The following is a 14,326-nucleotide window of genomic DNA, read 5'->3' as shown; positions in this document are numbered from 1 at the left end:
GTAACGACCGCCATACGTGCACTGTTAATGCCTGCTCCGGGGTGACTCGTTATATTCTTCCTGCAGCTTCACACCAGCCAGCTGCTCTCTGTAAGGAATCCTATAGCTTCTTCCCTTCCTAGCTATGTATATAGCTCATAATAGCAAGACTGGAATAAAAAAGCAAATTTAATTTTAAAAACGCTGAAAATAAAAAGGATCAGCCCGGCAGGACCTGCCCTCGAACTGAATCCTCTCTGTGTCTGTAAGCCAAACAGCACACTATTTTCTGTTTTTACTGTTTTTTCTCCACCGCATATAGAAATATCCGGCGATACACAAAACCACAAGGAATATGAAACGGAGACCATGTTCCGCCAGATTGAGCAGATCATGCCCAAGAAAGACTTCTATGATGACGGATGGCCATTTCCCTATAAATGTCGCCCAGAAATGAGCCTTAAAGGAAAGACTGCTCACTGCACCCAAAGCCGTAATCAGAATGTTTGGTGAATACGGTATGGATCGGGCTATCAGCATGGACTTCATATTACTGTATGAATCCAGCCGGGTGAGCATATTATTCTTTTCAATCAGTTTTTCTGCATGCGCGCGGAAGAAAAAGCGGGTAAACACAAAACTGAGTATACAGCCGATAAATTCTCCCAGCCAGGAAATGATAATCCCGGGAATTATACCAAAAATAATACCCGCTACAGTTAAAAACGGGATAGTGGGAAGACCGGTCATATTGCATATGGCCAGCAGGACAATGGTTATAATGGCCGAAAAGTATCCAAACGACGCGATATATTCGGAAAGTCCCATCATATCGCCTCTGGCACTGAGCTGCCATATGGTCTTATAAAAATGAGGATTGAGGTAATTAATATACCACAGCAAAAATCCTACAATAAGCATTGAAACAACAAAAATAATTATTTGTGTCAATCGCTCTTTTTTTAACATGTTCATAGGTTTTTCTCATCATACATTCTGCCGGAAAGACATCAGAAAAGGCTGTCGAATCTGAGCATAAAACGTCTCGGTATATAGGAGATTCCTGCAGAAATCAAAACAAATGATTTATGCTGCAATGACAACCTGTTCTTATATTTTACCATATTCATACAGGATAAGGAAATTTGTCATTATTATGTAAAGAGATCCCCCATCCCTTCGAAGATGAACCGTCAAAAAGGAGCTGCCTCCGGAAATGAAATTTCACCGGTCCGCAGCCCCCTGATGGCTATTGATGGTTATACATCATTATTTATTTTTCAGACAGATTGAGAGAACGTACCTTCTTGCGCAGCGGAAGAATATCATATGGTGCTACAGACAGTTCATCCACTCCCATTTCCAGGAACTCTCTGGTTAAAGTCAGATCTGCGCCCAGTTCACCGCAGATGCCTACCCAGATATGGTTGGCATGTGCATTTTCAATGGTCATACGGATAAGTTTTAAAACGGCCGGATGATGCGGATTGAAGAACTGCGAGGAATCCTGAATATTTCTGTCAACTACCAGTGTGTACTGGGACAGGTCGTTGGTACCAATGGAGAAGAAATCGACTTCCTTGGCCAGCTTATCGCTGATCAGAGCTGCCGCCGGTGTTTCTACCATGATTCCGACTTCCAGGTGATGATCATAAGGAATCTGATTTTTGTCCAGTTCTGTCTTTACATTTTCAAGAATTTCCTTCGCTTTCCATACTTCCCATACGGAAGTAATAAGCGGGAACATAATGGCAATCCGTCCAAATGCGCTGGCGCGGAGAATCGCGCGAAGCTGAGTCTTGAATATATCCGGACGGGTCAGACTTACACGGATAGCCCGCATACCCAGAGCCGGATTGACTTCTTTCGGTAAACCAAATGCAGAAGCCTGCTTATCGTTACCAATATCCACGGTACGGATGATCACTCGCTTGCCGGCCATGGTTTCCGCTGCCAGCTTATAAATCTTAAACTGTTCCTCTTCTGTGGGAAGAGTATCCCGTCCCATATATATGAATTCACTGCGGAACAGTCCGATACTTTCTGCATCATTCTTAATAACGGCTGCCAGATCCCCTGCAGAGCTGATATTAGCGGAAAGTTCAACCCGTCGGCCATCTTCCGTTTCTGCCGGCAGTCCGCGAAGTTCTTCCAGCAGTTCCCGCTGCGCCTTATGGTCAGCCTGTTTCTGCTTCATTTCCTGAATAATTTCAGGAGTCGGATCAACATATACGGTTCCGGTGAATCCGTCAATGATGGCCGGATGTCCATTCAGTTCATCGCCAATTTCATGACCGGTAGCCAGAATGGCCGGAACGCCAAGGGAACGGGCCAGAATGGCAGTATGAGACAGGGAATTGCCATCTACCGTTACAAAACCAAGCAGTTTGCTCTTATCAAAACGGATGGTCTGTTCCGGTGTAAGGTCGTGGGATGCCAGAATGCATGGCCCGGTAAGGGTGTCTCTCTGCACTCCGGACTGCAGGGCCTCAATTACCGCATTAACTACTACGGAAAAATCAGCCATGCTGGAACTTGCATAGGCCGCATTATCTGAGGCAAGGATCTGTCTGTAATTTTCCTCTACCTGCTTTACCGCATATTCGAAATTTACTTTCTGGCTTCTGATAATACCGGTCGTCTGATTTGTGAATTCCGGTGCCGCCAGAAGTTGTCTGTAGTTTTCAAAAATAGCGGCATTATCAGCGCCGCTGGTGGATAATGCCTGATCATGCAGTTTCTGCATAATGGTTGACGCTGTATCACGGGCCGTTATAAAACGGGAAACTTCCGTATCTGTATCTTTAATTTCTTTTCTGGTTACATCAGGTGTAAACGGATGGAAAACATGCAATGGAGCAATGGCAATCAATCCGGATATACTCTGTCCTTTTATCGTAAGCATTCACAAACCTCCTGTTCGTATATCTGACTATGTATTTCATATAGAAAGAAATACGCCATCATCTGCTTATAATTTCTCTCTGTATTTTAACATAACCGGAGATAATTAGTATATACATTATAAAAGAAGATGGATGAACATCCGGAAAATCAAGAAGAAGGTGAATGAAATTCACCTTCTTCTTCTCAATCTCTTTCGTAAATATCCCTTGTATATACCTTATCTTTTACATCATCCAGAACTTTATCATACCGATTGGCAATAATGACCTGCGATTTTCTCTTAAATTCCTGAAGATTATTTACTACCGAGCTTCCAAAGAACGTACTTCCATCATCCAGAGTCGGTTCATAAATAATGACAGAGGCGCCTTTCGCCTTGATTCTCTTCATAATTCCCTGAATACTGCTCTGACGGAAATTATCACTGTTGGATTTCATGGTAAGTCGATAAACTCCGACTACAATTTCATGTTCCATGGAAGCCTTATAAGCACTGTTGTCATGATAATATCCGGCTTTAGACAGTACCTGATCGGCTATAAAATCTTTTCTTGTGCGGTTAGACTGTACAATGGCTTCAATCAGGTTTTCAGGAACATCGGCATAATTAGCCAGAAGCTGCTTTGTATCCTTTGGCAGACAGTATCCGCCATATCCAAAGGAAGGATTATTGTAGAACATGCCGATTCTCGGATCCAGGCATACCCCTTCAATAATATGCTTTGTATTGAGTCCTTTAACTTCCGCGTAGGTGTCCAGTTCATTAAAGTAGGAAACACGCATGGCCAGATAGGTATTGGCAAACAGTTTAACTGCTTCCGCTTCGGTAAAGTCCATAAATCTTACCGGGATATCCTGCTTTATTGCGCCTTCCTGCAGTAAGCCGGCAAAAGTATGTGCTGCATCTACCAGTCGCTTGTCGTTTAAATCCGTTCCCACGATGATACGGCTTGGATACAGGTTATCATACAGTGCCTTACTTTCTCTCAAAAACTCAGGACTGAATATTATGTTTTCTGATCCGGTCTTTTCCCGGATAGCTTTTGTATATCCAACAGGAATGGTAGATTTAATCACCATAATGGCATCTGGATTATATTTCATAACCAGACGGATAACCGCTTCTACAGAGCTGGTGTCAAAGAAATTTTTGGTGCTATCATAATTGGTCGGTGTAGCAATAATGACAAAATCTGCCTGTCTGTAAGCAGATTCAGCATCCAGTGTCGCAACAAGGTCCAAATCCTTTTCCGCCAGATATTTTTCAATATAATCATCCTGAATCGGTGATTTCCTCTGATTTACCAGGTCCACCTTTTCCGGAATAATATCTACCGCCATAACATGATTGTTCTGAGCTAACAATGTGGCCAAAGAAAGGCCTACATATCCTGTGCCTGCTACTGCGATGTTCATTATAAATCTAATCTCCTTTACAACTATTCCCTTAATTTTATCACATTTGATAGTTTTATGTGTTGCCCGGATGATTCAGCATATATCCCCAGAGGAAACATTCATCTGTGTGTATTGGTTAATCCAGAAATGCGTCCACGTGAATCCAACACCTCAAGGATTATGTGCTTATATCTGTTTCGCCGTCCATTAATCAAAAAGATGGAGACATATGACTGCTCCATCTTTTTAATAAATTATTTATGCTGTAATGTGGCCATCGCTTCTTTAGCTGCCTTCTGCGCAGCTGATTTTTTGTTCTTTCCTGTTCCATGTCCCATACACTTACCATTGATGTATACATCCATCCAGATGGTTTTATCGTGATCAGGGCCTTCACTCCTGGCCACCTTATATTCAACATGGGAACATCCGTCCTTCTGCACAAGTTCCTGCAGATCCGATTTGTAATCATGGTCATAGGTTCCCTCATCTACAATATCAAGGAACTTCTTCATATGTCCAAGAATAAACCGGGAAACCACTTCATAATCATTGTCAAGGTATATGGCGCCGATTACGGCTTCAAACGCATCGCCAAGGATGGTTTCACGAGTACGCCCGCCGGATTTTTCTTCTCCTTTACCAAGACGCATATGCTCGCCGATATGAAACCTGGATGCACATTCTGCACAGGACTGCAGACATACTACGCTGGCCTTGGCCCGGGTCAGGTCCCCTTCCGGCCAGGAAGGAAAACGCATAAAAAGATATTCTCCAACCACTAAATCAAGAACTGCATCGCCTAAGAACTCCAGACGTTCATTATCATGATGTACCTGGTTCTTATGTTCATTTACATAGGATGTATGCGTCAGGGCCGTATTTAAAAGAATCATGTTCTTTACAGGGATTTTGTTTTCTTCTGCAAAGCGGGTTAGTTCTTTCACCCGGTCCTGACGTTCTTCGGCAATATTCTTCTTCATTTATCTCGGCTTTCTCATAACCAGAACTGCATTATGTCCACCAAAACCAAAGGCATTGGACATAGTTACATTAACAGGCAGCTTGCGCGCGCCATCGGTTACATAGTCCAGATCGCATTCCGGATCCTTTTCTTTGTAATTGATGGTCGGTGGAATCTGGTCATTTTCAATAGCCAGCGCGCATACAACAGCTTCCACAGCACCGGCAGCGCCCAGCAGATGTCCTGTCATGGACTTAGTGGAGCTTACCGGAATATCATATGCCTTATCTCCAAACAGCTTCTTCATGGAAGCGGTTTCTGTCAGGTCGTTCAGATGGGTTGATGTACCATGGGCATTGACATAGCTGACTTCTTCCGGCGCAATGCCTGCATCAGCCAGCGCATTGCGCATACATCTTACCTGTGTAACACCATCCGGTCTTGGCGCGGTAATGTGGTAAGCATCTCCATTGGTACCATATCCTGCCAGTTCAGCGTAAATGTGAGCTCCTCTGGCTACGGCATGTTCATATTCTTCGAGAATCAGAATGCCGCTGCCTTCGCCCATTACAAATCCGTCACGGCGGGCATCAAATGGGCAGGATGCTTCTTCCGGAGCACAGTCTCTGCTGGAAAGGGCCTTCATAGCCGCGAATCCAGCCATCGGAGCCTTGCTTACTGCTGCTTCTGTACCACCGGCAAACATAATGTCGGCATCCCCATACTGAATCATGCGGGCAGCCTGGCCAATAGCGTTATTGCCGGATGCGCAGGCGGTAACATCGGTGAGAACCGGACCTTCCAGTCCAAAATGAATGGAAATATGCGCAGACGGCATATTGGCAATCATCATAGGAACTGCAAACGGATTAACCTTGGTTGGTCCGCGCTTTTCAATTCTTTCTACAGTAGCTTCCGTAGTGATAATTCCGCCGATCCCTGTACCAATGAATGTACCGATACGGCTGGCGTCCTCTTTGGAGATATCCAGTCCGGAGTCTTCTGCTGCCATAATGGCTGCAGCCAGAGCGAACTGGGAATCTCTGTCCATATGACGGACAGCCTTTCTGTCCGCAATGAAATCAGAAGCGTTAAAATCCTTTACTTCCCCGGCAATCTTAATCGGGAAATCAGTGGTATCAAAACTTGTAATGTTAGTAATTCCGGATTTTCCGGCAACAAGGTTGCTCCAGAATGTCTTCAGACCAATACCCACTGGAGAAACCACACCAAGTCCAGTTACCGCTACTCTTCTTTTCATCAAAAGCACCTCTCTGTTTAACTATGCTTCTAAAAGCTATTTTTATTTATGCCTGTACACACAGGATTACTTACCCAAGACATATGACAATGCCTCAAAAAAACGGAACAACAAGATTCCGCTTTTTTGAAGAATTGTCAATCATATGGCAACCGGGGATAAAAACTATCCCCGGCCGTCATTGATTAACCATTTCCTTATCAACTATTCAATTACTGAATCTGCTGATCGATGTATTCAACTGCATTACGAACTGTCTTAATCTTTTCTGCTGCATCATCCGGAATTTCGATTTCGAATTCTTCTTCAAATGCCATAATCAGTTCAACAATGTCCAGAGAATCAGCTCCCAGATCATCAATGAATGTGGAGTCAATCTGTACGTCAGCTTCGTTTACGCCCAACTGATCAACAACGATCTTTTTAACTCTGTCAAATGTGCTCATCTGTTTCACCACCTTTCATGTCAATTTTACATTCTAGATTATATTACATTACCATGCCGCCGTCTACTTTTAAAACCTGGCCGGTAATATAACCTGCGTCATCAGAAGCAAGGAATGCCACTGCATTCGCTACATCTTCTGCCTTCCCGCCCCTGCGGAGCGGAATGGTTTCCAGCATGCCTTCACGAATCTTTTCCGGAATGGCGTCTGTCATGTCTGTTTCGATAAATCCAGGAGCAATGGCATTCACACGGATTCCCCTTGCTGCCAGTTCCTTCGCCGCGGATTTGGTAAATCCGATAACACCAGCCTTGGCAGCTGCATAGTTTGCCTGTCCTGCATTACCAGTAATACCAACAACGGAAGCGATGTTTATGATGGAACCACTTCTCTGACGCATCATCAGGGAAGCAGCTGCCTTAGTAGTAAAGAAAACGCTCTTCAGATCTGTGGAGAGTACAGCATCCCACTGATCTTCTTTCATACGGACGAGCAGGGTATCTCTGTTGATTCCAGCATTATTTACCAGAACATCCAGCTTGCCCCAGGTCTTTTTAATATCTTTAAACATTCTGTCTACGTCGTCCCCGGAGGATACATCCCCCTGCATCAGGACGGCCTGTCCGCCAGCCTGTTCAATCTGGTTTTTCACTTCTTCTGCAGCAGCGCTGCTGTGACCATAGTTAATAATGACCATAAATCCTCTGGCCGCCAGTTTTTTTGCAATAGCCGCACCAATGCCCCGGGATGCTCCGGTAACCAGTGCTGTTTTCACTGCTGTATTTTCCATATTATTCCGCCTCCAGACTGGTCAGTACATTTTCAATGGTTTCTGCATCTTCCGCATGAAGTGTGCGTGTACGACGGCTAATACGCTTCATGAAGCCGGAAAGAACGGTTCCCGGACCAGCTTCAATCATCAGATCCGCCCCATCTGCAATCATATTCCTTACAGATTCATCCCACAGTACCGGATGAGCCGCCTGCATAATCAGGTTCTTTCTGATTTCGTCAGCTTTCAGTTCCGGCTTAGCCGTATAATTTGCGTAAACCGGAATCTGCGCGTCATGAATGGTGATATCCGAGAGAACGGATTCCAGTTTTTTCGCTGCCGGTTCCATAAGAGTAGAATGGAACGGCGCAGAAACCTTCAACATAATGGCCATCTTAGCGCCAGCTTCTTTCATTTCCACGCAGGCCTGCTTTACCGCTTCCGTTGCGCCGGCAATGACCACCTGTCCCGGGCAGTTGTAATTTACTGCCTGAACCGGTTTTCCTTCCGAAGAAATCTTTTCACAGATTTCTTCAATAATTTCCGGCTTCAGCGCAATAATGGCCGCCATGCCGCCTTCTCCCAGAGGAACGGCTTCCTGCATGTATTTCCCGCGAAGATGAACGGTATGTACCGCGTCGCTGAAAGACATGACCCCAGCCGCTACCAGGGCAGAATATTCTCCCAGACTGTGGCCGGCCACTACGTCCGGAGTAACTCCATGTTCTTTAAGTACGGTCCAGACAGCGACACTGGCGGTAAGGATGGCCGGCTGAGTGAATTCTGTCTTCATCAGTTCATCATCCGGACCTTCAAACATAAGTTTAGAGATGGAAAAGCCCAGTCGTTCATCCGCTTCCCCAATCAGTTTCTTTACCGCATCGTATCTGGTGTATAAGTCATGTACCATTCCCACTTTCTGGGAACCCTGTCCTGGAAATAAAAATGCCTTTTTCAAAATGCAACCTCCTTGGACTCTGTATTAATCTTTGTATTAATCTTTCAATTCTTCCTGCAATGTTTCTCTGACAATATCCGGAATGCGCTCTTCCGCCACCTGAGACGCCAGTCGTACCGCATTGCGGATAGCTCTCCTGCGGGATGCACCATGACTGATAATCAGCGTACCATTGATTCCGAGCAGCGGTGCACCGCCTTCTTCCTCATAATCCAGCTTTTTCATCATATACTTCTTCAGTGCCGGTTTTAAAAGAAGAGCGCCCAGCTTAGCGGTGATTCCGCCTCGGTTTGCCGCATCTTTTATCATGGTGACAAACAGCTGTCCCAGTCCTTCTCCAAACTTCAGAACCACATTCCCTGTAAATCCGTCGGTAACCACTACATCAAACTTTCCTGTAGGGATATCCCGCCCTTCGCAGTTTCCCGCAAAGGGGAACCAGGTCTGTTTAGAAAGGAGTTCATAGGCTTCCGTTGCTTCTGTGCTGCCTTTAGTGCTTTCTGCCCCGATGTTCAGGAGGCCCACCTTTGGCTCTGCAATATGCCGAACGCGTTTGGCATAGTTATAGCCTAAAAGGGCATTCTGCAGCAGATTTTTTGCCTTGGCATTGGCACTGGCCCCGGAATCAATCAAAAAGGTGTGACCGCCCTTTTCATTAGGAATCGGAGTAACAATGGCCGGGCGTTCAATGCCCTTAATGCGCCCGATTCCCAGAAGGCCTGCTGTTACAGCCGCCCCTGTGGATCCTGGCGCGACCAGGGAACCGCATTCTCCGCTTTTAACCAGCCGTGCCCCTACAGAAACGGATGCATCTTTCTTTCTGCGGAAAGCCATGCCCGGATGTTCACCCATCTCAATAACCTGAGATGCATGATGTACTTCTATGAGAGGATTAGATTCCTCTCCGTTATCCGCCAGAATCTTTCTGATTCTTTCACTATCCCCTACGAGAACCACAGGAATATGAAAGTCCCTCACTGCCAAAATTGCCCCCATGACAATTTCCAGCGGAGCAAAATCGCCGCCCATAGCGTCGACTGCCACTTTTTTCATTCCTATTACCGTCCCTTCGATGCAATATTTGCGATAAACTTAGCACGAAATACTTCAGTTTCCTTATCATCCATAACGATATAGATGTATTTCTTTTCCTGCCTCATGCGCGCTACTTTCATCTTTATGATAAGCTTTGTGCCTGCTGTAACCGGTTTCTTGTATTTAATATTTCCAACCTGTGTAGCTTCCAGCCTGCCTCCAACCAGCTTACGGGCCAGTCCTATGGCTATTCCGTAAAGCCGCTCTGCCGGCACATAACCGGACTCATCAAGCATATCATCAGTTATTTCCAGAAGCGCAAGCCCATTTCTGTCGCTTGTCATCTGGAGAATTTCGATATTCTCATGATGGACTCCAGATGAAGACATTTCATTCTGTACCGCATGTTCCATTCGTTCACGCATCTGTGGAATCCCCAGAGCCTGCCGGTCCAGACGAATTGTGGCTTTTGAGACACTAAACATCTCTGCCAGATCAGAATCCGTAAGCATAGGATTCTGCCGGAGAGTTTCACGCATCTCTGTTCTTCTCTGTTCTCTGTTCGCCTTAATATGTATTGTCACAATTATCACCTGATGATAGTACTATAGCATAATCGTGAAATCCCTGCAATAGAGGGATAAGTATACCAGATTCCACACGTGTCATGGCAGAAAAAAAGGAGGAAGCTCTCCCTCCTTTTTTCGGTATAATCTGATTATTTCAAATGGTGGCTTCCGCGTTCTGTAATCGCAACTCCCTGCTTGCAAAGCGGACATTCTTCCGGCTTGTAAGTAGGAACCGTAAGATGGAGCAACGGGAATACCTTTTCCTTCGGTACGCCGAAATCAGCTGTACCACCGGAACGGTCGACGAACAGACCAATGCCTACGATATCGCCATGCGCCTTGTTGACCACATCAACGACTTCCTTAATGGAACCGCCAGTAGTAACGATATCTTCAACAATGAGAACCTTTTCACCTGGTTCAATATGGAAACCGCGGCGCAGGGTCATCTTTCCGTTTTCACGTTCTGTAAAGATGGAACGAACACCCAGAAGGCGTCCGGTTACCTGAGACAGAATAATACCGCCTGTAGCCGGTCCAATAACGGTCTGAATACCCTTATCCTTAAAATGTTCTGCAAATTCACGGCAGAGCTGTTCTGTATATTCCGGATGCTGCAGTACATTAAACTTTTCTACATACAGAGGGCTGTGTAATCCCGATGTAAGTAAAAAATGTCCTTCCAGAATGGCCTTGGTTTTTCTGAGTAATGCTTCTACTTCTTTTTCGTTCATTTTCATTCTCCTCTGATTTCTTTAAGAATAAGACTTACTGCTTTCTGCGGATTTTCTGCCTTAGTTACCGGGCGGCCGATAACCAGGCGGGAAGCCCCATCCTGAAGTGCTCTGGACGGTGTGGCAATACGCTTCTGGTCGTTGGACTGAGCAAATGATGGACGGATGCCCGGAGTCACAATTTCAAAGGGTTCTCCGCAGATTTCCCGGATGGCCGTCGCTTCTCTTGGAGAAGCCACTACGCCATCTACACCGGATTCATGTGCCAGCTTCGCCAGGCGAAGAACATGGTTCAGTATCGGAAGCTGTCCGCCCGTTTCTGCCCAGCCTTTATCATCAAAGCTGGTAAGTACGGTTACCGCCAAGATCTTTGGTCTCGGACGTCCCGATTCTTTTGCTGCCTCGGAGGCTCCTCTTACTGCCGCTTCCATCATTCCGCGGCCCCCTGCAGCATGGACAGTGATCAGGTCAGCGCCCAGTCGGGCAACGGCAGCGATGCTGTGTTCCACCGTATTCGGGATATCATGAAGTTTCAGATCAAGAAATACATGTTTTCCCTTTTCCTTCAGATAGGTGACAGCCTGACTGCCTGCGCTGTAGAACAATTCCATTCCCACTTTGTAAAAAGAGACCGAATCACCAAGCATATCGACAATATTCTTCATTTTATCAAAAGAATTTACGTCCAATGCAATAATGATCCGGTCATCTGCTGCGATACCTGTTTTGTTGTTCATGCCGCATCTCCTCTTCTAAAAATTCAATTCAGCTCCTACATTATATCACGGATTTTCATAGAATTATAGAAAAGAGTGTTTCTCATAAACAGAATTTTCTGCAGAAATTTCTTATACCTGTGGCTCCCTATCAGAGGCTGAAAACAATTCCTGCAACTGCGGAAAGGGCAATATAAATGATGGGATGCCATCTGAACTTTATGTATGCCCCCCAGATAACAACAGCCAGGGCAAGGACAGGCCAGTTCACATGTGAAAACCATCCAGCGTCAGCTCCTCCTGCCACCGTAAAAAAAGCAATTTTCATCACCCCGAGTCCTGCCGCTAAAATCAGCGCCGAAGAAGCAGGACGTAGACCATAAAAAATTTTCTGAACCATTACCGAATGTTCAAACCGCTTCATTGCCCTGGAAATGCAGGTTACCACAATGATGGCCGGACAGGTCAGAGAAATTGTAGCCCATATGCCTCCGAGAATTCCCAGCGTCTGAAAGCCTACATAGGTAGCCATATTTACTCCAAGCGGTCCTGGTGTCGATTCAGAAACCGCCACCATATTGGCTATATCCATCGTAGTAAACCAACCAGTCTTAGCTGCCATAGCATACAGGAAGGGAAGTGTTGCCAGTCCCCCTCCTGCCGCCAGAAGGCCAGTTTTAAAAAACTCATAAAACATAGAAATCCAGATCATTTCCTATCCTCCCTTTTTATCAGTGATTCCGGCATAAAGAAGTAACCGGCAACAGCTGCAACCAATACGAGGACTGCCGGTGAAACCCCTGAAAAAAGTGCTCCCAACAGTATACCTGTGAAAATGAGTCCCTGTCTTGTATCCTTAACCGATTTTCTGATCATGCGGATTACCGTATCAAGAATAAGCACAACTACACAGGCACGGATACCAACAAATGCATGCATTACATACACGTTATGCTCAAAACTGTTCAGGAAAAAAGAAATTATCGTAATAATGATGATAGAAGGTGTGATGACTCCAAGGGTAGCTGCTATTCCGCCAGAGATTCCTGCCAGTTTGTTACCAACGAAAGTAGACACATTAACTGCAATAACACCTGGAGTACATTGTCCAATAGCATAATAGTCCATAAGTTCTTCGTCCCTGACCCAATGCTTACTGTCCACTACCTCTCTCTGAAGTATAGGAAGCATAGCATATCCCCCACCAAAGGTTACAGCTCCGATTTTGGCAAATGTAAGAAATAATTGGATGAGTATATTCATAAAACCTCCCGTTATCCATAAAACTATACTTGTATAATACCACCCGTTAATCTATAGTAAAAATATCTATTACTTTGTATTCCATATTTATAAAATATGATTCGTGAAAGGACTCGTTTATGGATTTACGTCAGCTGTCCTATTTTGTCACCATTGTGGAAGAAGGCACCATTACCGGCGCCGCCAGAAAACTTCATATTTCTCAGCCTCCGCTTTCCCATCAGATGCATCTGCTGGAAAAAGAACTGGACGCCGTCCTGTTTATCCGTGGTGCCCGCCAGATAAAGCTGACCGAACCCGGCATTGCCCTGTATCGTTATGCCATGGAAATGCTGGAGCTGGAACAGGTAGCCAAAGATGAAATCACCTCCCTCACTTCCGGAGCCAGAGGAAGTATACGACTGGGACTGGTTTCCTCTTCCGCATCGCCCGGACTGTACAGAAGCCTTGCCAGATTTCATAAGACATTTCCAGATGTATCCTTTAAGGTTTACGAAGGAAATACCTTTGAACTTCTGGATATGCTGGAAAAAGGCAAAATTGAAGTGGCTATCCTCAGAACCCCTTTTTCCGGTGACGGTCTGGATATCTCCCCGATTCAGCATGACCACATGGTCGCTGCCGGGACTTCTGAATTCTTTAATACCGAAAGTTCACTGACCGTCCGGGATCTGACTCATCACCCTCTTATTCTGTACAGAAGATGGTCCAAAACCATTCTGAATACATTTAACCGGGAAATGCTCACCCCATCCATATTCTGCATTGCCGATGATGCGCGTACCTGCCTGCAGCTGGCTCAGGTTGGTATGGGTATCGCTCTGGTCCCCTGCTCCATTGTCAGCTGGGGACATGGGCTGACCATCCGTCAGCTGGATGAACTCTCCTGGGAAAGCCGCCTGGTCGTAGTCAAAAGAAAATCTGCTCCGGTTTCCCACAAGGTTGAGGTATTCTACAATCTTTTGGCAAAAAATAAAGACAGGTAATGTCTCTATCGGTATAGAAAAGCAAACCGGACAACCTGTCATATAATTTACCAATACAAAAAGCAGGGTTATAGGACAAAAAGTGTGTTTTTAGTCCCAGTAAAAACTAATATCAAAATCAGTTTTATGAAGTTCTCCCCAAACAACAGCGTCTCCCCAAGTGGGAATTGATCCTTCTAATTTACCTCGTTCATTCATGGTATTATAAATATCGGAAATACTTTCATTGGTCGGCATAACCTTTAGTATTTCTGTGGATGAAAGCGGTTTCGGTGAGTGCATGTAGCACCACCAGAAAACCGCTTTTATTCTTTTTTCAATGGATAGTCCTCTGTGAT

The 14,326-nt window shown here is 45.3% G+C and carries 15 protein-coding genes, 1 pseudogene and 1 other annotated feature (1 of these 17 cut by a window edge); of the genes and pseudogenes, 1 reads left to right on the top strand and 15 read right to left on the bottom strand.

Translation table 11 applies throughout. The annotated features are described in order from the left end of the window. Window positions 1-129: a binding site (T-box leader), on the bottom strand (it extends 78 nt beyond the left edge of the window). A 132-nt stretch (window positions 130-261) separates the two neighbouring features. The 14 genes from BLQ79_RS03725 to BLQ79_RS03660 form a co-directional block, all read right to left on the bottom strand. After that, entirely contained in the window at window positions 262-954 is a 693-nt protein-coding gene (locus BLQ79_RS03725) for a TVP38/TMEM64 family protein (protein ID WP_234944913.1), read from the bottom strand. A gap of 298 nt (window positions 955-1,252) precedes the next feature. Next, window positions 1,253-2,884, bottom strand: coding sequence for a phosphoenolpyruvate--protein phosphotransferase (gene ptsP / locus BLQ79_RS03720; RefSeq protein ID WP_091363997.1), 1,632 nt, complete (start codon window positions 2,882-2,884; stop codon window positions 1,253-1,255). A gap of 185 nt (window positions 2,885-3,069) precedes the next feature. Continuing rightward, window positions 3,070-4,302 (bottom strand): nucleotide sugar dehydrogenase, encoded by a 1,233-nt coding sequence (locus BLQ79_RS03715; protein ID WP_091363994.1) that lies wholly within the window; start codon window positions 4,300-4,302, stop codon window positions 3,070-3,072. Window positions 4,303-4,538: 236 nt separating this feature from the next. Continuing rightward, window positions 4,539-5,267, bottom strand: a complete 729-nt coding sequence (rnc, locus tag BLQ79_RS03710) for a ribonuclease III (RefSeq protein WP_091363992.1) — start codon at window positions 5,265-5,267, stop codon at window positions 4,539-4,541. Next, a complete protein-coding gene (fabF, locus tag BLQ79_RS03705; RefSeq protein WP_091363990.1) occupies window positions 5,268-6,509 on the bottom strand; it encodes a beta-ketoacyl-ACP synthase II in 1,242 nt (413 codons plus the stop codon). Window positions 6,510-6,721: 212 nt separating this feature from the next. Then, the gene (locus tag BLQ79_RS03700; RefSeq protein ID WP_022513365.1) at window positions 6,722-6,955 is read right to left on the bottom strand and encodes an acyl carrier protein; all 234 of its coding nucleotides are present in this window, start codon (window positions 6,953-6,955) and stop codon (window positions 6,722-6,724) included. Window positions 6,956-6,998: 43 nt separating this feature from the next. Then, window positions 6,999-7,745 (bottom strand): 3-oxoacyl-[acyl-carrier-protein] reductase, encoded by a 747-nt coding sequence (fabG, locus tag BLQ79_RS03695; RefSeq protein ID WP_091363988.1) that lies wholly within the window; start codon window positions 7,743-7,745, stop codon window positions 6,999-7,001. A 1-nt stretch (window position 7,746) separates the two neighbouring features. Continuing rightward, window positions 7,747-8,685, bottom strand: coding sequence for an ACP S-malonyltransferase (fabD, locus tag BLQ79_RS03690; protein WP_091363987.1), 939 nt, complete (start codon window positions 8,683-8,685; stop codon window positions 7,747-7,749). A 36-nt stretch (window positions 8,686-8,721) separates the two neighbouring features. Continuing rightward, window positions 8,722-9,738, bottom strand: coding sequence for a phosphate acyltransferase PlsX (plsX, locus tag BLQ79_RS03685; protein ID WP_091363985.1), 1,017 nt, complete (start codon window positions 9,736-9,738; stop codon window positions 8,722-8,724). Between the two features lie 5 nt (window positions 9,739-9,743). Continuing rightward, window positions 9,744-10,304: a transcription factor gene (locus tag BLQ79_RS03680; RefSeq protein WP_234944912.1), complete on the bottom strand. Its 561-nt coding sequence runs from the start codon at window positions 10,302-10,304 to the stop codon at window positions 9,744-9,746. Between the two features lie 134 nt (window positions 10,305-10,438). Then, the gene (pyrE, locus tag BLQ79_RS03675) at window positions 10,439-11,023 is read right to left on the bottom strand and encodes an orotate phosphoribosyltransferase (protein WP_091363981.1); all 585 of its coding nucleotides are present in this window, start codon (window positions 11,021-11,023) and stop codon (window positions 10,439-10,441) included. A 2-nt stretch (window positions 11,024-11,025) separates the two neighbouring features. Continuing rightward, entirely contained in the window at window positions 11,026-11,760 is a 735-nt protein-coding gene (gene pyrF / locus BLQ79_RS03670; RefSeq protein ID WP_091363979.1) for an orotidine-5'-phosphate decarboxylase, read from the bottom strand. Between the two features lie 130 nt (window positions 11,761-11,890). Then, the gene (locus BLQ79_RS03665; RefSeq protein ID WP_091363977.1) at window positions 11,891-12,451 is read right to left on the bottom strand and encodes a chromate transporter; all 561 of its coding nucleotides are present in this window, start codon (window positions 12,449-12,451) and stop codon (window positions 11,891-11,893) included. Beyond that, a complete protein-coding gene (locus BLQ79_RS03660) occupies window positions 12,448-13,002 on the bottom strand; it encodes a chromate transporter (protein WP_091363976.1) in 555 nt (184 codons plus the stop codon). The genes BLQ79_RS03665 and BLQ79_RS03660 overlap by 4 nt, the downstream gene beginning before the upstream one ends. A gap of 119 nt (window positions 13,003-13,121) precedes the next feature. On the opposite strand from BLQ79_RS03660, the gene BLQ79_RS03655 reads away from it, so the two are divergent. Then, the gene (locus tag BLQ79_RS03655) at window positions 13,122-13,988 is read left to right on the top strand and encodes a LysR family transcriptional regulator (RefSeq protein ID WP_091363974.1); all 867 of its coding nucleotides are present in this window, start codon (window positions 13,122-13,124) and stop codon (window positions 13,986-13,988) included. A 90-nt stretch (window positions 13,989-14,078) separates the two neighbouring features. On the opposite strand, the pseudogene BLQ79_RS03650 reads toward BLQ79_RS03655, so the two are convergent. Next, window positions 14,079-14,326 (bottom strand): annotated as a pseudogene (locus tag BLQ79_RS03650) (IS256 family transposase); the annotation flags it as partial.

The organism is Dialister histaminiformans, from assembly GCF_900103425.1.
In the GTDB taxonomy this organism is placed as follows: Bacteria; Bacillota; Negativicutes; order Veillonellales; family Dialisteraceae; genus Allisonella; species Allisonella histaminiformans.
This window is presented reverse-complemented; position numbering and strand designations above follow the sequence as displayed.